20 protein-coding genes and 1 tRNA gene are annotated in these 20,892 nt (G+C 63.5%); 14 read left to right on the forward strand and 7 right to left on the reverse strand.

The genetic code is table 11. The features are described from left to right. The first annotated feature begins 6 nt into the window (after window positions 1–6). The 7 genes from lolB to hisC all read left to right on the forward strand — a co-directional run bounded on the left by lolB (window position 7) and on the right by hisC (window position 5,470). On the forward strand, window positions 7–645 hold the full coding sequence (gene lolB, locus BBA01S_RS06285; protein WP_042296242.1) for a lipoprotein insertase outer membrane protein LolB: 639 nt from the start codon (window positions 7–9) through the stop codon (window positions 643–645). 71 nt (window positions 646–716) lie between these two features. Further along, a complete protein-coding gene (ispE, locus tag BBA01S_RS06290; protein ID WP_027815685.1) occupies window positions 717–1,619 on the forward strand; it encodes a 4-(cytidine 5'-diphospho)-2-C-methyl-D-erythritol kinase in 903 nt (300 codons plus the stop codon). Window positions 1,620–1,669: 50 nt separating this feature from the next. Further along, window positions 1,670–1,746 (forward strand) — tRNA-Gln (locus BBA01S_RS06295). A 64-nt stretch (window positions 1,747–1,810) separates the two neighbouring features. Further along, complete coding sequence (locus tag BBA01S_RS06300; protein WP_027815686.1) at window positions 1,811–2,767, forward strand: ribose-phosphate pyrophosphokinase; 957 nt, start codon at window positions 1,811–1,813, stop codon at window positions 2,765–2,767. A 174-nt stretch (window positions 2,768–2,941) separates the two neighbouring features. Further along, on the forward strand, window positions 2,942–3,544 hold the full coding sequence (locus BBA01S_RS06305) for a 50S ribosomal protein L25/general stress protein Ctc (RefSeq protein WP_027815687.1): 603 nt from the start codon (window positions 2,942–2,944) through the stop codon (window positions 3,542–3,544). Between the two features lie 171 nt (window positions 3,545–3,715). Continuing rightward, a complete protein-coding gene (pth, locus tag BBA01S_RS06310; RefSeq protein WP_027815688.1) occupies window positions 3,716–4,318 on the forward strand; it encodes an aminoacyl-tRNA hydrolase in 603 nt (200 codons plus the stop codon). 66 nt (window positions 4,319–4,384) lie between these two features. Then, the gene (gene hisC / locus BBA01S_RS06315; RefSeq protein ID WP_027815689.1) at window positions 4,385–5,470 is read left to right on the forward strand and encodes a histidinol-phosphate transaminase; all 1,086 of its coding nucleotides are present in this window, start codon (window positions 4,385–4,387) and stop codon (window positions 5,468–5,470) included. Between the two features lie 78 nt (window positions 5,471–5,548). Here hisC and BBA01S_RS06320 read toward each other — a convergent pair whose 3' ends face one another. The 3 genes from BBA01S_RS06320 to rsmD all read right to left on the reverse strand — a co-directional run bounded on the left by BBA01S_RS06320 (window position 5,549) and on the right by rsmD (window position 7,140). Then, complete coding sequence (locus BBA01S_RS06320; RefSeq protein WP_027815690.1) at window positions 5,549–5,806, reverse strand: YfhL family 4Fe-4S dicluster ferredoxin; 258 nt, start codon at window positions 5,804–5,806, stop codon at window positions 5,549–5,551. 74 nt (window positions 5,807–5,880) lie between these two features. Continuing rightward, entirely contained in the window at window positions 5,881–6,381 is a 501-nt protein-coding gene (coaD, locus tag BBA01S_RS06325) for a pantetheine-phosphate adenylyltransferase (protein ID WP_027815691.1), read from the reverse strand. Between the two features lie 111 nt (window positions 6,382–6,492). Further along, complete coding sequence (rsmD, locus tag BBA01S_RS06330) at window positions 6,493–7,140, reverse strand: 16S rRNA (guanine(966)-N(2))-methyltransferase RsmD (protein ID WP_027815692.1); 648 nt, start codon at window positions 7,138–7,140, stop codon at window positions 6,493–6,495. Window positions 7,141–7,397: 257 nt separating this feature from the next. On the opposite strand from rsmD, the gene ftsY reads away from it, so the two are divergent. Next, the gene (gene ftsY / locus BBA01S_RS06335; protein ID WP_027815693.1) at window positions 7,398–8,540 is read left to right on the forward strand and encodes a signal recognition particle-docking protein FtsY; all 1,143 of its coding nucleotides are present in this window, start codon (window positions 7,398–7,400) and stop codon (window positions 8,538–8,540) included. 85 nt (window positions 8,541–8,625) lie between these two features. Here the strand turns inward: ftsY and maiA are convergent, their stop codons facing one another. Next, on the reverse strand, window positions 8,626–9,273 hold the full coding sequence (gene maiA, locus BBA01S_RS06340; RefSeq protein ID WP_027815694.1) for a maleylacetoacetate isomerase: 648 nt from the start codon (window positions 9,271–9,273) through the stop codon (window positions 8,626–8,628). 47 nt (window positions 9,274–9,320) lie between these two features. After that, entirely contained in the window at window positions 9,321–10,019 is a 699-nt protein-coding gene (locus tag BBA01S_RS06345) for a fumarylacetoacetate hydrolase family protein (RefSeq protein WP_027815695.1), read from the reverse strand. A gap of 285 nt (window positions 10,020–10,304) precedes the next feature. Here BBA01S_RS06345 and ybiB point away from each other — a divergent pair, with 285 nt between their 5' ends. Both ybiB and leuA read left to right on the forward strand, forming a co-directional pair. Next, entirely contained in the window at window positions 10,305–11,294 is a 990-nt protein-coding gene (ybiB, locus tag BBA01S_RS06350) for a DNA-binding protein YbiB (protein ID WP_027815696.1), read from the forward strand. Between the two features lie 606 nt (window positions 11,295–11,900). Continuing rightward, window positions 11,901–13,547 (forward strand): 2-isopropylmalate synthase, encoded by a 1,647-nt coding sequence (gene leuA, locus BBA01S_RS06360; protein WP_027815698.1) that lies wholly within the window; start codon window positions 11,901–11,903, stop codon window positions 13,545–13,547. A gap of 142 nt (window positions 13,548–13,689) precedes the next feature. Here leuA and BBA01S_RS06365 read toward each other — a convergent pair whose 3' ends face one another. Beyond that, complete coding sequence (locus BBA01S_RS06365; RefSeq protein WP_027815699.1) at window positions 13,690–14,073, reverse strand: nuclear transport factor 2 family protein; 384 nt, start codon at window positions 14,071–14,073, stop codon at window positions 13,690–13,692. A 617-nt stretch (window positions 14,074–14,690) separates the two neighbouring features. On the opposite strand from BBA01S_RS06365, the gene rpoH reads away from it, so the two are divergent. The 4 genes from rpoH (at window position 14,691) to cydB (ending at window position 19,017) form a co-directional block, all read left to right on the forward strand. Next, on the forward strand, window positions 14,691–15,632 hold the full coding sequence (gene rpoH, locus BBA01S_RS06370; RefSeq protein WP_027815700.1) for an RNA polymerase sigma factor RpoH: 942 nt from the start codon (window positions 14,691–14,693) through the stop codon (window positions 15,630–15,632). Between the two features lie 338 nt (window positions 15,633–15,970). Further along, the gene (gene cydP / locus BBA01S_RS40270) at window positions 15,971–16,267 is read left to right on the forward strand and encodes a cytochrome oxidase putative small subunit CydP (RefSeq protein WP_063750526.1); all 297 of its coding nucleotides are present in this window, start codon (window positions 15,971–15,973) and stop codon (window positions 16,265–16,267) included. Next, complete coding sequence (locus BBA01S_RS06380; RefSeq protein WP_027815701.1) at window positions 16,257–17,843, forward strand: cytochrome ubiquinol oxidase subunit I; 1,587 nt, start codon at window positions 16,257–16,259, stop codon at window positions 17,841–17,843. Before cydP ends, BBA01S_RS06380 begins: the two co-directional genes overlap by 11 nt. Before the next feature lie 37 nt (window positions 17,844–17,880). Beyond that, the gene (gene cydB, locus BBA01S_RS06385; RefSeq protein WP_027815702.1) at window positions 17,881–19,017 is read left to right on the forward strand and encodes a cytochrome d ubiquinol oxidase subunit II; all 1,137 of its coding nucleotides are present in this window, start codon (window positions 17,881–17,883) and stop codon (window positions 19,015–19,017) included. 81 nt (window positions 19,018–19,098) lie between these two features. Here cydB and nagE read toward each other — a convergent pair whose 3' ends face one another. Then, window positions 19,099–20,844, reverse strand: coding sequence for an N-acetylglucosamine-specific PTS transporter subunit IIBC (gene nagE / locus BBA01S_RS06390; RefSeq protein WP_027815703.1), 1,746 nt, complete (start codon window positions 20,842–20,844; stop codon window positions 19,099–19,101). Between the last annotated feature and the right edge of the window lie 48 nt (window positions 20,845–20,892).

A 20,892-nucleotide genomic window follows, 5' to 3' on the forward strand; every position in this document is an offset into this window, starting at 1 on the left:
TTTCCGATGGCTGAATTTCAATTGCTGAACCGTTTGCATCACCGCTTCGTCCAGCGCCCGGCGCTGGGCGTTGCGGCCGCCGCCCTGCTTGCCCTCGCGGGCTGCGCCACCCAGGCGCCGCACGAACCGTCCACAGCGCGCGCGACGACTTCGTTGACCACGCAGACGAGCCGCGCGTATCACGGCCGCTTCGCGATCCAGTACAACGATCAGAACGGCCAGCAACGCAACGCCTACGGCAACTTCGATCTGCGCCAGACCGATTCGACTGTCACGCTGCAACTGCTCAATCCGCTTGGGCAGACGCTTGCTGTCGTGACGTCGGCACCGGGACAAGCCACGCTCGAACTGCCCAATAAGCAGCCGCTGACCGCCGATAACGTCAGCACGCTGATGCAGCAGGCGCTCGGTTTCGCCCTGCCGGTCGAGGGCCTGCGCTACTGGCTGCAGCCGTCGGCGGCGCCCGATTCGCGCGCCCGCACGACGTTCGATCCGCAAAATCCGCAGCGTCTCTCGAAAATCGAGCAGGACGGCTGGGACATCGACTACATCGCTTACGCGGACGCGCCGGCCACCGGCGTCAAACGCGTGAACCTCACGCGCGAAGATCCGCCGCTGCAGATCAAGCTCGTGCTCGACCAGTAATCCAGATATAGCGCCCGGCGCGCACGCATCGACATCAACATCGACGAACGCCCCGCCGGGCGCCAGGCAACATGACCGAAACTCAAGACTCGCTGCGCGACTGCCTCGCGCCCGCGAAACTCAATCTCTTCCTCCACATCACGGGCCGCCGCCCCGACGGCTATCACAATCTGCAGACGGTTTTCCAGCTGCTCGATTGGGGCGATACGCTGCATTTCACGCGCCGCCAGGACGGCCGCATCACGCGCACGACGGAAGTCGACGGCGTGCCCGCCGAACACGACCTGACCGTGCGCGCCGCAACGTTGCTCAAGCAACATACCGGCACGCAGCAAGGCGTGGAAATCGATATCGAAAAGCGTCTGCCGATGGGCGCAGGCCTGGGCGGCGGCAGCTCGGATGCGGCCACCACGCTGCTCGCGCTCAACCGCCTGTGGAAGCTCAATCTGCCGCGCGAGGAATTGCAGGCGCTGGCGCTGAAGCTGGGCGCCGATGTGCCCTTTTTTGTGTTCGGCAAAAACGCGTTCGCGGAGGGCGTTGGCGAAGCGTTGCAAGCCGCAGAATTGCCGGCGCGCCACTTCCTGGTGGTGACACCGCAGGCTCATGTCCCGACCGCCGAGATTTTTTCGGAAAAGCTGTTGACACGGGACACACAGCACTGCACAATAGCATTCTTTCTTGCACAGCAAGCAACGCAGCAGGGATGGCCAGATAGTTTCGGTCATAACGATATGCAAGCGGTTGTCGCAGGAAAATACGCGGAAGTAGCGCAAGTACTGCGATGGTTTGATGATGTATCAAACAGTGTCGCGCCGGCGCGGATGACCGGATCGGGTGCAAGCGTCTTCGCAGCATTCGCCAGTCGGTACGAAGCAGAAACGGCTCAGGCCAAACTGCTTGCGGAACAGCCGAACTGGAGAAGCGCAGTCACCTCGAGTCTGGACAAGCATCCACTCTTCGCTTTCGCGTCATAGTTTTGCGTGGCTGATCGCTCTGCCGGTCAGTCAGGCTCGCAGTTCAGTGTAGGGGAGTCGCCAAGTTGGTTAAGGCACCGGATTTTGATTCCGGCATGCGAGGGTTCGAGTCCTTCCTCCCCTGCCAAAAATTCTAAAGTAGTTCGCCCAAGTAGTTCCTCTCGCCCCCCAAAGTCCGCAGCAGGTGCATGATGAGCAGCCATGACGGCCTGATGGTTTTTACTGGCAACGCAAATCCCGCGCTTGCACAGGAAGTCGTCAAGATCCTCGGTATTCCCCTCGGTAAGGCTATGGTTAGCCGCTTCTCCGACGGCGAAATCCAGGTCGAAATCCAGGAAAACGTGCGCGGTAAGGACGTCTTTGTCCTTCAGTCGACTTGCGCACCGACCAACGACAATCTGATGGAACTGATGATCATGGTCGATGCGCTCAAGCGCGCATCTGCTGGCCGGATCACTGCAGCCATCCCCTACTTCGGCTATGCCCGTCAAGACCGCCGCCCCCGTTCGGCGCGCGTCGCCATCTCGGCGAAGGTCGTGGCGAACATGCTGGAAATCGCGGGCGTCGAGCGGATCATCACGATGGATCTGCACGCTGACCAGATTCAGGGCTTCTTCGATATTCCCGTCGACAACATCTACGCTACGCCCGTGCTGCTCGGCGATCTGCGCAAGCAGAACTACGAGAACCTGCTGGTCGTTTCGCCGGACGTCGGCGGCGTGGTGCGCGCCCGTGCGCTCGCCAAGCAACTGGGTTGCGATCTCGCGATCATCGACAAGCGTCGTCCGAAGGCGAACGTCGCCGAAGTGATGAACATCATCGGTGAAGTCGAAGGCCGCACCTGCGTGATCATGGACGACATGGTCGACACCGCCGGCACGCTCTGCAAGGCAGCGCAAGTGCTGAAGGAACGCGGCGCCAAGCAGGTCTTCGCTTACGCTACGCACCCGGTTCTCTCGGGTGGCGCAGGCGAGCGTATCGCTGCTTCGGCTCTGGACGAACTGGTCGTGACCGACACGATCCCGCTGGGCGCAGAAGCCCGTGCCTGCTCGAAGATCCGCGCGCTCACGAGCGCCGGCCTGCTGGCAGAAACGTTCTCGCGTATCCGTCGCGGCGACTCGGTGATGTCGCTGTTCGCGGAAAGCTAAAGAGATTCGCGCGCAAGGCGCGGCATTCGCAAGGATGCCGCGCCTTCGTGTAATCAGCGCAGGCGGACGAAGGTCTGTGCTGTATCGTCGGGGGCCTTCTGGCAAGTGATTTGCCGTAAAGGCCCCGTTTTACTTACTGCCTGGTCGCGGGCAGTGCATTGAAAAGAGAACACCATGAAAGTCATCGCTTTCGAGCGTAACCTGCAAGGTACGGGTGCGAGCCGCCGCCTGCGGATCGCTGGCAAGACCCCTGGCATCGTTTACGGTGTCGGCGCTGAGCCGCAACTGATCGAAGTCGATCACAACGCGCTGTGGCACGCCCTGAAGAAAGAAGCTTTCCACTCGTCGATCCTCGAGCTCGAAGTGGCAGGCAAGTCGCAACAGGTTCTGCTGCGCGACGTGCAATACCACCCGTTCCGTCAGCTCGTGCTGCACGTGGACTTCCAGCGCGTTGACCCGAGCAAGAAGATCCACACGAAGGTGCCCCTGCACTTCATGAACCAGGAAACCAACCCGGCTGTGAAGACGGGTGGCGCGATCATCTCGCACGTTCTGGCAGAAATCGAAGTCCAGTGCCTCCCGGCCCAACTGCCGGAATTCCTCGAAGTCGACCTCGCGAACATCGAAGCCGGCCAGTCGCTGCACGCCAAGGACATCACCCTGCCCGCAGGCGTGACGCTGGTTCAGCACGTTGAAGCCGAAAACCCGGTCGTCGCTTCGGCACCGGTTCCGGCTGGCGCGCAAGCCGCTGCTGAAGGCGAAGCCGCAGCTGAGTAAGCTGAAGGCAAGAGCTGATCCTCTCGATCCGTTTGAATAAAACGGACGATGTGACCCGCCGCGGTTCGCCCCGGCGGGTTTTTTTTCGCACTCTTTTCTACTCTTCCGTACACTTGCGGATCGATCCAGCGATTCATCGCTTCATCGTTTCATGCAGGCGGAACACCAAACATGATCAGGTTGATCGTCGGGCTCGGCAATCCGGGCGCCGAATACACGGCGACGCGCCACAACGCGGGCTTCTGGCTCGTAGACCAGCTCGCGCGCGAAGCCGGCACCACGCTGCGCGACGAGCGCCGCTTCCACGGCCACTACGCGAAAGCGCGCCTCTACGGCGAGGAAGTGCATCTGCTCGAACCGCAGACGTATATGAACCGCTCGGGGCAGTCGGTCGTCGCGCTCGCGAACTTCTTCAAGATCCTGCCCGACGAGATCCTCGTCGCGCATGACGAGCTCGATCTCTCGCCCGGCACCGTCAAGCTGAAGATGGGCGGCGGCAGCGGCGGCCACAACGGCCTGAAGGACATTTCCGCGCATCTGTCGACGCAGAATTACTGGCGTTTGCGCATCGGCATCGGCCATCCGCGCGACCTGATTCCCGAGGGCGCACGCGCTGGCGCGAAGCCCGATGTGGCGAATTTCGTGCTCAAGCCGCCGCGCCGCGAGGAGCAGGATGTGATCGACGCGTCGATCGAGCGCTCGCTCGCCATCATGCCCACCTTCGTGAAGGGCGAAACCGAACGCGCCGTCATGCTGCTGCATCGCAACGGCTGATATTCGCGCGCGGCGCTGACCTGCGGCCCCGCGCGCCGCAGGTCATATCGAAGCAAGGAGAGCGTCTTGAGTCGTTTCTGGAGTGACATCGTCCACCGTCTCGTGCCCTACGTGCCCGGCGAGCAGCCGGCGCTCGCGCACCCGGTGAAGCTGAACACCAACGAGAACCCCTACCCGCCCTCGCCGCGCGTGCTCGACGCAATCCGCGCCGAACTCGCAGGCACGGACGGATCCGGCGAATCGCTGCGCCGCTACCCCGACCCCGTCGCGAAGAACCTGCGCGCCACCGTGGCCGCGCATCACGGTCTGCGCCCGGAACAGGTGTTCGTCGGCAACGGTTCCGACGAGGTGCTCGCGCACGCCTTCCAGGCGCTGCTCAAGCACGACAAGCCGATCCTGTTCCCCGACATCAGCTACAGCTTCTATCCGACCTACGCGCGCCTGTACGAGGTCGAATACGACACGGTGCCGCTCGACGAGCGCTTCGAGATCCGCGTCGACGACTACCTCGCGCAGAACCATCCCAATGGCGGCGTGATTTTCCCGAACCCGAACGCGCCCACGGGCCACGTGCTGCCGCTCGCCGAAGTCGAGCGCATGGTCGCGGGCAATCCGGATTCGGTCGTGATCGTCGATGAAGCGTATGTGGATTTCGGCGCGCAATCGGCCATCGCGTTGATCGACCGTTTCCCGAACCTGCTGGTCGTGCACACCACGTCGAAGTCGCGCTCGCTCGCGGGCATGCGCGTGGGCTTCGCGTTCGGTCATGCCGACCTGATCCAGGCGCTCAACCGCGTGAAGGACAGCTTCAACTCGTATCCGCTCGACCGTCTCGCGCAGGCGGCCGCTGCGGCCGCGTACACCGATCACGCGTATTTCGAAACCACCTGCGCGCGCGTGATCGACAGCCGCACGCGCCTGGTCGCGGCGCTGGAGACGCTCGGCTTCGAGGTCGTGCCGTCGGCGGCGAACTTCGTGTTCGCGAAGCATCCGGGCCACGACGCGGCCGAAATCTCGGCGAAGCTGCGCGCGCAGGAAATCTTCGTGCGCCACTTCAACGCGCCGCGCATCAACCAGCATCTGCGCATCTCCATCGGCACCGATGCCGAATGCGATACGCTCGTCGCCGCGCTGAAGGCGATCGTCGGCTGATTCGCTCCGAGCCATAAAAAAACGCGCCCCTTGGGCGCGTTTTTGTTTGCGGCGCTGAAAGACACAGCGCGGCGGGCCTCAGGCGTTCTTCGCCGCCGTCAGCGTCTCGTACTTCTGCATCAGTTGCTCTTGCGTTTCGAGGTGCTCGGGATTCTTCGGGATGCACTCCACCGGACACACCTGGATGCACTGCGGTTCGTCGAAATGGCCGACGCACTCCGTGCACTTGTTCGGGTCGATCACGTAGATTTCCGGGCCCATCGAGATCGCGTCGTTCGGGCACTCGGGCTCGCAGACGTCGCAATTGATGCACTCGTCGGTAATCATCAGGGCCATACTTCTCTCGCTTTTCCCTTCAAAAACAATACATTATAGCGCCGCGGCCCTGCGTTTGCCGACCCGCGAAAAGATCAAGGCTTGACGGCCGCGTTGAGCGCCGTGACCTTGTCCTGCAAGCGCTTTTCCACCGAGGGAAACACGAACTTGCTGACATCGCCGCCCAACTGGGCGATTTCGCGCACGATCGTGCCCGAGATGAACTGGTACTGATCCGACGGCGTCATGAACATGGTTTCGACGTCCGGCAACAGGTAGCGGTTCATGCCTGCCATCTGAAATTCGTATTCGAAATCCGAGACCGCGCGCAGCCCGCGCACGATCACGCGCGCATTGTTGCTGCGCACAAAATCCTTCAGCAAGCCCTTGAAACTCATCACCTGCACATTCGGATAATGGCCTAGCACCTCGTGGGCAATTTCGAGCCGTTCATCGAGCGTGAAGAACGGCTTTTTGTTGCGGCTGTCGGCCACGCCGACCACCAGCGTGTCGAAAATGCTCGATGCGCGTCGCACGAGATCTTCGTGACCGCGCGTGAGCGGATCGAACGTACCGGGGTACACGGCGACTACCATGAGGCTTCTCCTCTCAACAGAAATGGGGCGCATTGCCAAGCCTGGTTACGGCATGCGCGAGTGCCTGCGTGGCGCCGGATGACGCCCGCCCGCTTCGTTATCGAACGCGCATTATTCCTCATTTTCGCGTTGCAGCAAATGATAGCGGACGGCCCCCGCCTTGCCCTCGCGCACCACCGTCCAGCCCGCCAGCGCGGGCTGCGTGGCGGGGTCGACGGGCTCGCCCGATTCGACGTAGAGCCAGCCGTCGGCCGCGACGAGCGGCGCGGCCAGTTCGAGCGAGCGCGCAAGCAGCGCCTCGTCGCCGAAGGGCGGGTCGAGGAACACCACGTCGAAGGAGCCTGGCGCCAGGTTCGCAGCGAGCCGCAGCGCGTCGGCTTCGGCAATCTCGATCATGCGTGCGCCCAGGCGCTGCTGGTTCGCGCGCAACTGCGCGACGGCGCGTCCGCTGCGCTCGACCATCACGACGCGCGCCGCGCCGCGCGACGCCGCCTCGAAGCCGAGCGCGCCGCTGCCTGCGAACAGATCAAGGCAGCGCAGGCCATCCAGGCTCTGGCCGAGCCAGTTGAAGAGGGTTTCGCGCACGCGGTCGGGCGTGGGACGCAGGCCGTCGAGATTGAGCACCGGCAGCGGCGTGCGCTTCCAGTCGCCGCCGATAATGCGGATCGTGTGTGCGCCACCTGCTGCGGACTTTGCGGCAGGCTTCGCACCGTGGGCCGGGCGGGCGCCTTGTGGGCGCGGGGAAGATGAACGGGCCATGCTGGTTCTACTGGATGAATGAGTACGGTTGTACGCGCTTGTGCGTCTTTGCGCGAACGTTACCACAGGGTCGCGCGAACGCCGCAGCGCGGCTTGCGCACTGCGCGTTTCATCGGCCGCGCACACGCGAAGCCTGCAGCGGCGACGCGCTCGGGGCCGCCTGATAAAATGCTGTGTTTTCCGAGCGTTGCCCGCATCTTCGACGTCGATGACCGTCCCTCGGTCAGACCTGCAACGCGACCCCACCACACCAGATCATGTTCAGTTTCTTCAAACGACTCCGGGGCTCGAAGGGCGCCGGGAACGACGCAGCCGAAGCCGCGCACGACGAAGCCCACGAGGCCAATGAGGCCGACGTAGCGCAGGAAGCGCCTGCCTCGCCCGCCGCGATCGAGCCGCGCGCGCCGCAAGCTGCCGCACCCAGCGAACTCAACGCCATCGACGAAAGCGAATTCGACACCGTCGAGATCGTCCCGCCGCCCGCTCCTGACGCGGGCGCCAAGCAGTCCTGGCTGTCGCGCCTGCGCTCGGGTCTGTCCAAGACGGGTTCAAACATCCAGAGCATCTTCGTCAACGCGAAGATCGACGACGATCTCTACGAAGAGCTCGAAACGGCGCTGCTGATGTCCGACGCAGGCGTGGACGCGACCGAATATCTGCTCGAAGCGCTGCGCCAGAAAGTGCGCGCCGAACGCCTGACCGAAGCGCCGCAGGTGAAAACCGCACTGCGCCAGCTGCTGATCGACCTGCTCAAGCCGCTTGAGCGCTCGCTGATGCTGGGCCGCGCGCAGCCGCTCGTCATGATGATTGCGGGCGTCAATGGCGCGGGCAAGACCACCAGCATCGGCAAGCTCGCCAAGCATCTGCAAAGCTTCGACCAGAGCGTGCTGCTGGCCGCCGGCGACACTTTCCGCGCCGCCGCGCGCGAGCAGCTCACGATCTGGGGCGAGCGCAACAACGTGACGGTCGTGCAGCAGGAAAGCGGCGACCCGGCTGCGGTGATCTTCGACGCTGTGAACGCGGCACGCGCACGCGGCATCAACGTCGTGATGGCCGATACGGCCGGTCGCCTGCCGACGCAGTTGCACCTGATGGACGAGTTGAAGAAGGTCAAGCGCGTGATCGGCAAGGCCTTCGAAGGCGCACCGCACGAAGTGCTGCTGGTGATCGACGCCAACACGGGTCAGAACGCGCTTACGCAGGTCAAGGCTTTCGACGATGCGCTCGGCCTGACGGGCCTGATCGTCACGAAGCTCGACGGCACGGCGAAGGGCGGCATTCTGGCCGCAATCGCGCGTCAGCGTCCGGTGCCGGTGTACTTCATCGGCGTGGGCGAGAAGGTCGAAGACCTGCAGCCGTTCGTCGCCGAGGAATTCGCCGACGCCCTGCTCGGCGGCTGATCGACCGCTTCGCAGCGCACCAATGCAAAGGGCGCCGTTCTCGCGAACGGCGCCCTTTTTACATCGAACTCACGCCAACCAGCGCTTATTCGGTATCCGGCTGCACGCCCGGCGCTGCGCGTGCAAAGGCATCGAGTTGCAGGGCGTAATCGCAGATGCGCTGGATCGTCGGATAGCGCGTCGTGTCGATCTTGAAGCGGTTCGCGTTGTAGACCTGCGGCACGAGGCACAGATCGGCGATGGTCGGCGTATCGCCGAAGCAAAGCTTGCCCGTGCGCGGGTCGTTCGCGAGTCGCTCCTCCAGCGTCGCGAAGCCGCTTTCGATCCAGTGCCGATACCACGCGTCCTTGGCCGCATCGTCCACGCCCAGCGTGTGCTTGAGGTACTTGAGCACGCGCAGGTTGTCGAGCGGGTGGATTTCGCACGCGACCTGTAGCGCCAGCGAGCGCACATGCGCGCGGTCGGCGGGCGACTTCGGCAGCAGCGGCGGCTCGGGATGCGTTTCCTCCAGGTACTCGATGATCGCGAGCGACTGCTGGATCGCGAGGTTGTCGTCGTCGACGAACGTCGGCACGATCGCGTCCGGGTTGATCTTGCGATACTCAGGCTTCAGTTGCTCGCCGCCTTCTCGCACCAGATGCACTGGCACGTAGTCGTAGGGCAGGTTCTTCAGGTTCAGCGCAATACGCACGCGATACGACGCCGAACTGCGGAAATAGCTGTAAAGCTTCATGCTCCTCTCACGCTCCTGGCTGATGGTTTTAGCGGGTGTTATTGGACTTAAGCCACGCGCACGGCAAATTCACCCAGACCGTCCACGCCGCCCGTCATGACGTCGCCGCGCTTCACCGCCCCCACGCCTTCAGGCGTGCCGGTGTAGATCAGGTCGCCGGCCTTCAGCTCGAACAGCGTCGAAAGGAATGCGATCGTGTCGGCAACCGGCCAGATCAGCTGCGAAATATCCGAGCGTTGCTTTTCTTCGCCGTTCACGTTCAGCCAGATCGCGCCCTTGCCGATCTGGCCGACTCGCGCGACCGGATGGATCGGGCCGATCGGCGCCGAATGATCGAAACCCTTCGCGGTATCCCACGGGCGGCCGAGCTTTTTCGCTTCGGCCTGCAAATCGCGGCGCGTCATGTCGAGGCCGAGCGCATAGCCGAACACGTGATCGAGCGCGCTTTCGACGGGAATGTTCTTGCCGCCCTTGCCGATTGCCGCGACGAGTTCCATCTCGAAGTGCACGTTCTGCGACTGGTCGGGATACGGAAATTCGGCCGTCACGCCGGGCGCGACGTAGAGCACGGCGTCGGCGGGCTTGGCGAAGAAGAACGGCGGCTCGCGGTTGGGATCGTGGCCCATCTCGCGCGCATGTGCCTCGTAATTGCGGCCAACACAGTAGATGCGGCGCACCGGAAAGCGTGCGTCGCTGCCAGCGACCGGCACGGCGGCGAGCGGCGCCGGATCGAATACGTAAGTCATCGAAATCTCCGTCTTCTTGATGATGCCAGGTCGCCGACGAGGGAATCGCGCGAGCGGCGAGGCGCAACGTACGAGTGTAACGCGCAGCGGCATAAGGGCGTCATCACGCGATGGCAACCCGATGGGAGCGGCGCATTACAACGCATCACGCCGATGGCGCTGCTGCGACCGTTTCCGCCCTCACTGCGTCCGGTCGCGCCGCGCGGCTCGTGCGATACTCCCCTCATCCCCGATATCCCAAATTGAACGGAGCGGCGCGCGCCGCCGGCTCCGCACCACGCCGCCATGAACGCCCCCGAATCGACCGGTGCGACCGGTTCCCCCGCTCCCACCGAGACCTTCTCCTGCGCCCGCTTCATCAAGGAGATTGGCCGCGGGCCGCACGGTGCACGCTCGCTGTCGCCCGATGACACGCACGCGCTCTACGCAGCGATGCTCGACGGCCGCGTGCCTGAGCTCGAACTGGGCGCCGTGCTGCTCGCCTATCGCCTGAAGGGTGAAACCGCCGAGGAACTGGCCGCGATGCTGGCCGCCGCGCACGCGTCGTTCGCGCCGCTCGTCGTCGCCGAAGGCGCATATCGTCCGGTATCGATCCCGAGCTACAACGGCGCGCGCAAGCAGCCGAATCTCGTGCCCCTGCTCGCGCTGCTGCTCGCGCGCGAGGGCGTGCCGACTCTGGTGCATGGCGTCGTGACCGATCCGGGCCGCGTGACGAGCGCTGAAATCTTCGCGGCGCTGAACCGCCCCGCCGTGCACGATCACGCGGAAATCGAAGCGCAGCTGGCTGAGCGCAACGTGGCGTTCGCGCCGATCGAAACGCTCGCGCCGCAGGTCGCGCGGCTGCTTGCGTTGCGCCGGCGCATGGGCGTGCGCAACTCCACGCATACGCTCGTGAAGCTGCTCCAGCCGTTCGCGCAACCGGGCCTGCGGCTGGTGAACTACACGCACCCGCCCTATCGCGAAAGCCTGAGCGCGCTGTTCGCTGCGCATCCGGACGCGGCAGTTGGCGGCGCATTGCTCGCGCGCGGCACCGAAGGCGAGGCAGTCGCCGATACGCGCCGCCAGGTGCAGGTCGACTGGCTGCACGACGGTATCTGCGAAACGCTGATCGAGCCCGAGCGCTCTTCGCCCGATGCCCCCGAAGTCGATCTTCCCGAGGCTCGAGACGCAGCCACGACGTCCGCGTGGATCGAAGCGGTGCTGCGCGGCGAAGCGCCGGTGCCCGACGCTATCGCGCGTCAGATTGAAACGATCAAGCGCATCGCGAAACGCTAGGCGGTCACGCCAAAGTCAACCCGCCCGATCCGCCGAAAGCCGCGCGGAACGGGCGATCCGCGATTCGCGCACGCCTTCGCCGAACCCTTGCTCAAAACGCATCGGCGCGCTTCGTCGGCCAACTTCCGGCATCTTCGCGCCGGAAATCTGCAAATTCGTTATTGACACGCGCAACCGCCCTGATTTACATTGGACGGATGCGTTCCTTCCCGAACACCCTCCGCATTGCCCACGGCCTACTATCGGCCCTATCGCTACGCCTAGCCTAAAGCTGGTGTAGCGCCGCAACGACCACCTCTCCGGTCACCGCGGTCCTCCCAAAGCAGTTCTCGCAGTACCCCAAATCCGCTGTATCTCTACAACCTGTCGTCTGCATTCGTCCGCTTATCGTTCGGACGAGTCGCGAGGTCAAAATGCACGTTGCATGGGCATTGTTCACGTCCGCTTTCGCCGCGCCGGCTACCGCCGTCACCGTGGCCGTCTTCTTTGCGTCCGCGGTTGCCGCCCGTACGCATGAAGTTTCGCGCATCGTGCTCCGTCGCCAGCCCGCTAGCCGCCCGCTGCCGACCGCCATCGCAAACGACACCATGAAGAACGAGGCTCGTCATGTTGCGTAATCCCGCCGAGAAGTACCGCCCCTTCCCCGCCATCCGCTTGAACGGCCGCAAATGGCCGACGCGCACCGTCGAACGCGCGCCGATCTGGATGAGCACCGACCTGCGCGACGGCAACCAGTCGCTCATCGAACCCATGAGCATCGAGCAGAAGACCGAGTTCTTCGAAATGCTCGTTGCCATCGGCTTCAAGGAAATCGAAGTCGGCTTTCCGTCCGCTTCGCAGACCGACTTCGATTTCGTGCGCAAGCTCATCGAAGAAAAGCGCATTCCCGACGACGTAACCATCGAAGTGCTCGTGCAGTCGCGTGAAGACCTGATCGCACGCACGTTCGAAGCGCTCCAGGGCGTGCCGCGCGCCATCGTCCACCTCTATAACGCGATCTGCCCGTCATTCCGCAAGATCGTGTTCGGCCAGTCGAAGGATGCAGTGAAGGCGCTCGCGGTCGAAGGCACGCGCATCATCCGCGAACATGCCGACAAGAACCCGCAAACCCACTGGATCTATCAGTATTCTCCTGAAACGTTCAGCATGACCGAACTGACTTTCGCGCGTGAGGTTTGCGATGCGGTCGCGCAGCAGTGGCGTCCGACGCGCGATCACAAGATGATCGTGAATCTCCCGGCGACCGTCGAAGCCGCGATGCCCAACGTCTACGCCGACCAGATCGAGTGGATGGATCGCAACCTCGCGTATCGCGACAGCATCGTGCTCTCCGTCCACCCGCATAACGACCGCGGCACGGCGGTGGCCGCCGCCGAAATGGCCCTGCTCGCGGGCGCCGATCGCATCGAAGGCTGCCTGTTCGGCAATGGCGAGCGCACCGGCAATGTCGATCTCGTCACGCTCGCGATGAACCTCTACACCCAGGGCATCGATCCGGGCCTCGATTTTTCCGATATCGACTCGGTGCGTCGCATGGTCGAGCGCTGCAACCAGCTTCCCGTGCATCCGCGTCATCCGTACGCGGGCGACCTCGTGTTCACGGCGTTCTCTGGCTCGCATCAGGACGCGATCCGCAAGGGTTTCGCGGTGCAGCAGCCGGATGCCGTGTGGGAAGTGCCCTACCTCCCGATCGATCCCGCCGATCTCGGCCGCAGCTACGACGCGGTGATCCGCGTGAACAGCCAGTCGGGCAAGGGCGGCGCAACCTATCTGCTCGAACGCGGCATGGGCTTCACGCCGCCGCGCCGCGTGCAGATCGAGTTCAGCCACGCCGTGCAGACGGTCACGGACACGTCCGGCGAAGAGATCACGGGAGATGCGGTCTGCGCATTGTTCGCGAGCGAGTACTTCGAGACGCAGGGGCCGGTTGAGGAAGTCGGCGCAGGCCGCGTGCGCTTCGAAGGCCGCGACGTCGCGCTTCCCGCAACAAATCAAAGCGACGAAGCGCATGCGCAGGCGGTCGCCGCCGCAGTTGCCGCAGCAGCGGACGAAAGCATCGAAATCACCTCGTACGAAACCACGCGCACGGCGCAAGGCGGCACGGCGGTGTTCGTCGGCGCGCGGGTGGGCGGCCAGGCGCTGCGCCACGGCGTAGGCGTCGCGGACGATCCCGCCCAGGCAGTCGTTGCCGCCGTCGTCAGCGCGGTCAATCGCTCGGCATGGACGCAAATCGATCGCCGCGTGGCGGCCTGATCGACGCTTTATCCGATCAAGAGTGGGTTTGCAGTAGCAGTAAAGAAGGAGGCGGCGCCGTTGAGCGCCGGCGGCATAACGGGCCGCTGGCGTGCGCCCGATCCGCTTAAAGAGCGGAATCGGCGGGTGGACTTACCGGTCATCACTCGATTGCGCAACGCGTCGCCTGCCACGCAACCAGACGCCAGTGGCCATCCTCCTGGGTCTGGATCGCCGTGTAGGCAATGGGATAGAGCAACGCGCCGTTGTTCGCTTCCATTTCGATCAGCGCGCGGCCCGAGATCAGACAGGTCTCGCGGCCGACGGGCAGCACATCCTGCGACTGTATCTCGATCTGCCGATAGCGGCGGCGGCCCGCCGTGATCGCGTCGATGAACTGCTGTTTGGTCTCGCGCTTGCCGTTCGTGTGCACGAAGGTCGCGCTATCCGAAAGCAGTTGCTCCAGCGACGATCCGTCGCCGTCCACCATCGCACGGAACCGCTCGCGCTCCAGACCGCGAATCGCATCGATTACTTTTGCCGCCATTGCTCGAGCCCCTTGTGCACGAGTTCGCGTCGCCCGCCAACTCGCACCGAAGATTTACCCCACGCGTTCCGCTGAAATTTATACCAGGATTTCGCGCAAGGATACTTGCGATCAAAAGGAGCGCCCCCATATAGGTTCGCGAGCGCACACGCGCGCAGCAATTCGTTCGGGAGAAGCGCGCCGCAATGCCGCAGGGTCGCATTTCCCGTGCAGTGCTGATGTCTATTGGACAGATCCAGACATCAAAACTCGGGCCAGATTTAAAGCCAATTTAAGTCCCGATTAAGACCGCCCAGCTACGATAGTCTTCGTGGCAAGCATCATTTCGAAGCAGCGCTATTCCAGCCCTTTTTCTTCGCCGTTTCCGTGCAGGAAGCGGTTCCGTTCTAGAGTATTTCCTCGGCCCGCCGGTGTGTGCGGGCTCTTCCGGGCCGCAAGCCCCGCCCAGCTTGCCAGCCGGTCATTCGCTGAAACCTATTGAAACAAATTTTTGATAGGACGACCGGAATCATGAAGCCCCTACAGACTCCAAGTATTAGCACTCACTGATTCAGAGTGCTAACATCCACCGTGGAGTCGCAGTCTGACTTTTGCAAGATTCCTGAGGAGTTCGCTACGTGAGCAACGCAATGACCATGACCCTTCCGAATACGCTGAGCCCTTCGTCGGCCAAGGCCGGGGGTTCGGGTGTACTGGCGCTCGCGAACGCTTCCATGCTGCCCGGCCAGCTGGGCAACATCGACGCCTACATTCAGGCCGTGAACCGGATCCCGATGTTGACGCCGCAAGAGGAGCGCCAGTTCGCGACCGAGTTCCGCGAGCAAAACAATCTTGAAGGCGCGCGCCGCCTGGTGCTGTCGCACCTGCGTCTCGTCGTCTCGATTGCGCGCAATTACCTCGGCTACGGCCTGCCGCACGCCGACCTGATCCAGGAAGGCAACATCGGCCTGATGAAGGCCGTGAAGCGCTTCGACCCGGAGCAGAACGTACGTCTCGTGTCGTACGCCATGCACTGGATCAAGGCTGAGATCCATGAATACATCCTGCGCAACTGGCGCATGGTGAAGGTCGCGACGACCAAGGCGCAGCGCAAGCTGTTCTTCAACCTGCGCAGCCATAAGCAAGGTTTGCAGTCGTTCACGCCGGAAGAGATCGAAGGCCTGGCGCAAGAGCTGAACGTCAAGCGCGAAGAAGTCGTCGAGATGGAAACGCGTCTGTCGGGTGCCGACATTGCACTCGAAAGCCAGAACGACGACGGCGAAGAATCGTTCGCGCCGATCGCCTGGCTGGCCGATTCGCACAACGAGCCGAGCGCCGTGCTGGCCGCACGTTCGCGCGACCGTCTGCAGTCCGACGGTATCGCCAGCGCACTGGAAGCGCTTGACGCGCGCAGCCGCCGCATCATCGAAGCGCGCTGGCTGAATGTCGCCGACGACGGATCGGGCGGCTCGACGCTGCACGAACTGGCTGACGAATTCGGCGTATCGGCGGAACGTATCCGCCAGATCGAGGCTAGCGCGATGAAGAAGATGCGCACGGCACTCGCCGAATACGCATGATGCCCGCCTGACAGGTTGATCTGTCACCGCAAAACCCCGCTCCCAAAGAGCGGGGTTTTTTCTTTTATGCGCTGTGGCGGCAGCAACTCAACACGCACACCTTCGCGCCACCGTTTCCCGTTCCCTCATAAGATATTTTCAAGATGATGCCGCCCTGATCCGGCAAGGGCGACATACATCCTGGCATTCGACCCTGCAAATTTGACCTACAACATTAGGGTTCCGATGCGTTGGCACTGCCAACATCGCGGCAAAAAAGGGAGAAACGGGCAAGTGCGACCTGGCGATCCGGGCGCGCGTCCCCAGGAACAGGACACCGCAAGGAGCCATCCGTCGCCATGCTCTCCACCTCCGGCCAGGCCCGACGCGCGCATGCCCCGCTCGGCGCTCGCATTCTCCATTGGGTGCGCGGCCCGACTTTCGGCCGCGACATCGCGCTTGTCCTCGCCTTCAAGCTCGTGCTGCTGATGGCGCTGAAATACGCGTTCTTCAATCACCCGCAAGCCGAAAACATGGCCATGCGCCCCGCCGATGTCGCGCAGGCGATCCTGTCCGTCCCCGCGCCGGCCACGCGCGCCACACAAACCACGAGTACTCCGACGAACGTAGAACAAGGGGACCACCATGCCCATTAGCGAAACCGTCGATCTCTCGCGCCTGCAATTTGGCGTCACCGCGCTCTACCACTTCCTGTTCGTGCCGCTCACGCTTGGGCTGTCGTGGCTGCTCGTCATCATGGAATCGGTCTACGTGATGACCGGCAAGCAGATCTACAAGGACATGACGCAGTTCTGGGGCAAGCTCTTCGCGATCAACTTCGTGATGGGCGTCACCACCGGCCTCACCATGGAGTTCCAGTTCGGCACCAACTGGTCGTACTACTCGCATTACGTGGGCGACATCTTCGGCGTGCCGCTCGCCGTCGAAGGGCTCGCGGCGTTCTTCCTCGAATCGACGTTCGTCGGGCTGTTTTTCTTCGGCTGGAACCGCATGTCGAAGGGCGGCCATCTGATCACCACGTTCTTCGTCGCGCTCGGTTCGAACCTGTCGGCGCTGTGGATCCTGATTGCCAACGGCTGGATGCAAAACCCCGTCGGTGCTGCGTTCAACTACCAGACCATGCGCATGGAACTGACGAGCCTGTTCCAGGTGATCTTCAATCCGGTCGCACAGGTCAAGTTCGTGCACACGGTCTCGGCGGGGTATGTGACGGCGTCGATGTTCGTGCTGGGCATTTCGTCGTGGTATCTGCTGCGCCGCCGCGACACCGAATTCGCGCTGCGCTCATTCGCGATTGCGGCGGGCTTCGGCCTCGCGTCGACGCTCTGCGTGATCGTGCTGGGCGACGAATCGGGCTATCGCACGGGCGAGGTTCAGCAGATCAAGCTCGCCGCCATCGAAGCCGAATGGGACACCGCGCCCGCGCCCGCGCCGTTCACGCTGTTCGGCATTCCGAACCAGCAGGAAGAACGCACCGATTACGCGATCCGGATTCCCTACCTCATGGGCATCATCGCGACGCGTTCGATCGACGAGCCGGTGATCGGCCTGCGCGATCTCATGGGCCGCGCCGAAGTGCGCATCCAGAACGGCATGCTCGCCTACGCCGCGCTGCAAAAGATGAAACGCGGCGACGCCGACGACGACACGCGCGCCGTCTTCGATGCGCACAAGGCCGACCTCGGCTACGGCCTGCTGGTGAAGCAGTTCGCACCCAATGTGATCGACGCCACGCCTGCGCAGATCAAGACCGCCGCGAAGCACTCGATCCCGCCCGTCGCGCCCGTGTTCTGGTCGTTCCGCGTGATGGTGGGACTCGGCATGCTGATGCTCGCGACCTTCGTGCTGGCGTTCTGGTTCTGCGCGCAGCGCTCGCTGCTCAAGAACAGTCGCCGCTGGTTTCTCACCTGGGTGGTCTGGGCGATTCCGCTGCCGTGGCTCGCCGCCGAATTCGGCTGGGTCGTCGCGGAACTGGGCCGCCAGCCGTGGACGATCGCCGAGGTGCTGCCGACCCATCTTTCAGCGTCGAGCCTTCAGCCCGGCGACGTCTGGCTGAGCCTTGCGGGCTTCGTGGTGTTCTACACGGCGCTCTTCATCATCGAGATCACGCTGATGTTCAAGTACGCGCGCCTCGGGCCGTCCGCGCTGCATACGGGCCGATATTTCCACGAGCAGACGTCGACGGTGCCGAGCGGCAACCGCGTCGCGTGACGCACGCCCACGACAACGCCACACAAGGAACCACATCATGGATTACGCAACGCTCAAAGTGATCTGGTGGGTGCTGATCGGCGTGCTGTTGATCGGCTTTTCGCTCACCGACGGCTTCGACATGGGTGCGGCCGTGCTGCTGCCCTTCATCGGCAAGACCGACGCGGAACGCCGCATCGTCATCAATACCGTCGGCGCGACGTGGGAAGGCAACCAGGTCTGGCTGATCACGGCCGGTGGCGCGATGTTCGCCGCCTGGCCACTCGTCTATGCGGCGTCGTTTTCGGGCTTTTACTTCGCGATGCTGCTCGTGCTGTTCGCGCTGTTCTTCCGGCCCGTGGGTTTCGACTATCGCGGCAAGCGCGACAACCCGAAGTGGCGCAGCGCGTGGGACTGGGCGCTGTTCATCGGCGGCTTCGTGCCTGCGCTCGTGTTTGGCGTGGCGTTCGGCAACCTGCTGCAAGGCGTGCCGTTCCAGTACGACTCCGACCTGCGCGTGACCTATTACGGCAGCTTCTGGGCGCTGCTCAATCCGTTCGCGCTGATCTGCGGGCTCGTGAGCCTCACGATGCTCACCGCCCACGGCGCGGCGTTCGTGAAGATGAAAAGCGACGGCATCGTGGCCGCGCGCGCGTCGAAGGCGCTGCGCATCGCGTCGGGACTTGCGGTCGTGCTCTTCATCGTGGCGGGCGCGCTGATCGCGACGCTGATCGGCGGCTTTGTAATCACCGACGCCGCCCCCTACGACACGGTCGCCAATCCGCTGCTGAAAAGCGTCGAACCGGGCACCGGGTTATGGATCAGCAACTACATGACCTATCCGTGGATGGCCGTCGCGCCCATCGCGGGCATTCTGGGCGGCGTGATTGCATTTGCTCTCGCCGGATCGCGGCTGGAAAAGACGGCGTTTCTCGCCACCTCGCTGTTGATCGTCGGCGTGATCCTGACGGCTGGATTCTCGATGTTTCCGTTCATCATGCCGTCCTCGCTCGATCCGCGTTCGAGCCTGACCGTGTGGGACTCCACCTCCAGCAAGATGACGCTCGAAATCATGCTGGTCGCCGTCGTCATCTTCTTGCCGATCGTGCTCGCCTACACGACGTGGGCGTATCGCATCATGCGCGGCAAGGTGACCGTCGAAGCGGTCGAGGACAAGCGCAATTCGCTGTACTGATCACTGCGCAGATCACCGCGCTGGACGTGGACACAAAAAAACCGGCGCCAAGCGCCGGTTTTTTCATGGTGAGGCAAACGCTCAAGCCGATTGCAGCGAGAGCTCGTCGGCGTAACGCTGCGCCGCGTTGCCCACGACGATATGCAACGTATCCGTCGCCACCCACACCACGTCCAGCGTGCCGAGTCGCGCACGATCGACCGCCGCCGGATCGCGCACGATCACACGCAGACGCGTCGCCGCGACCGCGTCGAGCGACACGATATTGCCAGCACCGCCAAACACCGACAGCCAGCGCGAAGGATTCGGGTCGAGCGGGCCGCTTTCGTTCGCCGTAACCGCGGGTGCCGCGCTCGCCACCGCCGCAGCCGGAGCAGCAACCGCAACCGCAGAAGCAGCAGCCGCAGCCGGACGACCGCTTGCGATCTCGCGACGGATTTCATCGGCGATGATGTCCGCTTCCGGCCCGATGATGACCTGCACGCTTTCGCCGCCGCGCTTGAGCACGCCACGCGCGCCAATTGCCTTGAGCGCCGGCTCCGACACATGCGCCGGATCCACCACGTTCAGGCGCAGGCGCGTCGTGCAGGCATCGACCACCTTGAGGTTGGCCGCGCCGCCCAGTGCATCGATATAACGCGTCGCGCGCGTGGCCGTCGCGCTGCCCGCCACCGCCACGCCCGACATCGACGCAGCGATTTCCGTGTCGCCAGCCGAAGCTTCACGGCCCGGCGTCGGCAGGTTGAAACGGCGGATAAAGAAGCGGAACAGCCCGTAGTACACGACCGCATAGACGATGCCAAGCGGGATTGCCTCCCAGCCATGCGTCGACAGCCCGTAGTTCAGGAAGTAGTCGATCGCACCCGCCGAGAACGTAAAGCCCAGCTTGATGTTCAGCAGCGAGCAGATCGCGAGCGACAGGCCCGTCAGCACCGCGTGGATACCGTAGAGCACCGGCGCGAGGAACATGAAGGTGAATTCGATCGGCTCGGTCACGCCCGTGAGGAACGAGGTGAGCGCCATCGACATCAGCAGGCCGCCGACCATCGCGCGCTTGTCCTTCGGCGCTTCATGGAGCATGGCGAGACACGCGGCCGGCAAGCCGAACATCATCACCGGGAAGAAACCGGCCATGAAGCCGCCCGCCGTGGGGTCGCCCGCGAAGAAGCGGTGCAGGTCGCCCGTCACCGGCGCGCCGCCGGCCGGCGTGAAACTGCCGAACACGAACCAGACGAGCGAGTTGAGGATGTGGTGCAGACCCGTCACGAGCAGCAGGCGGTTCAGCAGACCATAGACGAAGGTGCCGATCGCGCCCGCCGTGGTGAGCCAGTGGCCTGCCGAATCGATCACGGCCTGCACCGGCGCCCATGCGTAGCCGAATATCACCCCGAGCACGAGACACACGACCCCGGTAATGATCGGCACAAAGCGCTTGCCGCCGAAGAACGCCAGGAACTCGGGCAGCTTGATGTCCTTGAAGCGGTTGTACAGCATGCCCGCGACGACACCGGCCACCACCCCGGACAACACGCCCATGTTGAGCTTGTCGTTGATGTCCTTCATCACGGCGATCTCGACCAGATAGCCGAGTGCGCCCGCGAGCGCCGCCACGCCGTTGTTGTCCTTCGCGAAACCCACGGCAATGCCAATCGCGAACAGCAGCGGCAGGTTGTCGAAGATCGCGCCGCCCGCATCGGCGATGATCTTGATGTTGAGCATGTCGCTCTGGCCGAAGCGCAGCAGAATGCCCGCCACGGGCAGCACTGCGATCGGGAGCATCAGCGCGCGGCCGAGGCTCTGAATTTTAAGAAACGGATTGCCTTCCATCGAACTGCCTCCAGTCCCTGTCTCTAGCGTGACGTATTGAAGTGAGAG

Origin of the sequence: Paraburkholderia bannensis NBRC 103871, from assembly GCF_000685015.1 — a bacterium.
GTDB lineage: Bacteria > Pseudomonadota > Gammaproteobacteria > Burkholderiales > Burkholderiaceae > Paraburkholderia > Paraburkholderia bannensis.

Coding starts and splice junctions, on each gene's coding strand:
- lolB (WP_042296242.1), top strand. CDS start 7: ATGGCTGAATTTCAATTGCTGAACCGTTTGCATCACCGCTTCGTCCAG.
- ispE (WP_027815685.1), top strand. CDS start 717: ATGACCGAAACTCAAGACTCGCTGCGCGACTGCCTCGCGCCCGCGAAA.
- BBA01S_RS06300 (WP_027815686.1), top strand. CDS start 1,811: ATGAGCAGCCATGACGGCCTGATGGTTTTTACTGGCAACGCAAATCCC.
- BBA01S_RS06305 (WP_027815687.1), top strand. CDS start 2,942: ATGAAAGTCATCGCTTTCGAGCGTAACCTGCAAGGTACGGGTGCGAGC.
- pth (WP_027815688.1), top strand. CDS start 3,716: ATGATCAGGTTGATCGTCGGGCTCGGCAATCCGGGCGCCGAATACACG.
- BBA01S_RS06320 (WP_027815690.1), bottom strand. CDS start 5,806: ATGGCCCTGATGATTACCGACGAGTGCATCAATTGCGACGTCTGCGAG.
- coaD (WP_027815691.1), bottom strand. CDS start 6,381: ATGGTAGTCGCCGTGTACCCCGGTACGTTCGATCCGCTCACGCGCGGT.
- rsmD (WP_027815692.1), bottom strand. CDS start 7,140: ATGGCCCGTTCATCTTCCCCGCGCCCACAAGGCGCCCGCCCGGCCCAC.
- ftsY (WP_027815693.1), top strand. CDS start 7,398: ATGTTCAGTTTCTTCAAACGACTCCGGGGCTCGAAGGGCGCCGGGAAC.
- maiA (WP_027815694.1), bottom strand. CDS start 9,273: ATGAAGCTTTACAGCTATTTCCGCAGTTCGGCGTCGTATCGCGTGCGT.
- BBA01S_RS06345 (WP_027815695.1), bottom strand. CDS start 10,019: ATGACTTACGTATTCGATCCGGCGCCGCTCGCCGCCGTGCCGGTCGCT.
- ybiB (WP_027815696.1), top strand. CDS start 10,305: ATGAACGCCCCCGAATCGACCGGTGCGACCGGTTCCCCCGCTCCCACC.
- leuA (WP_027815698.1), top strand. CDS start 11,901: ATGTTGCGTAATCCCGCCGAGAAGTACCGCCCCTTCCCCGCCATCCGC.
- BBA01S_RS06365 (WP_027815699.1), bottom strand. CDS start 14,073: ATGGCGGCAAAAGTAATCGATGCGATTCGCGGTCTGGAGCGCGAGCGG.
- cydP (WP_063750526.1), top strand. CDS start 15,971: ATGCTCTCCACCTCCGGCCAGGCCCGACGCGCGCATGCCCCGCTCGGC.
- BBA01S_RS06380 (WP_027815701.1), top strand. CDS start 16,257: ATGCCCATTAGCGAAACCGTCGATCTCTCGCGCCTGCAATTTGGCGTC.
- cydB (WP_027815702.1), top strand. CDS start 17,881: ATGGATTACGCAACGCTCAAAGTGATCTGGTGGGTGCTGATCGGCGTG.
- nagE (WP_027815703.1), bottom strand. CDS start 20,844: ATGGAAGGCAATCCGTTTCTTAAAATTCAGAGCCTCGGCCGCGCGCTG.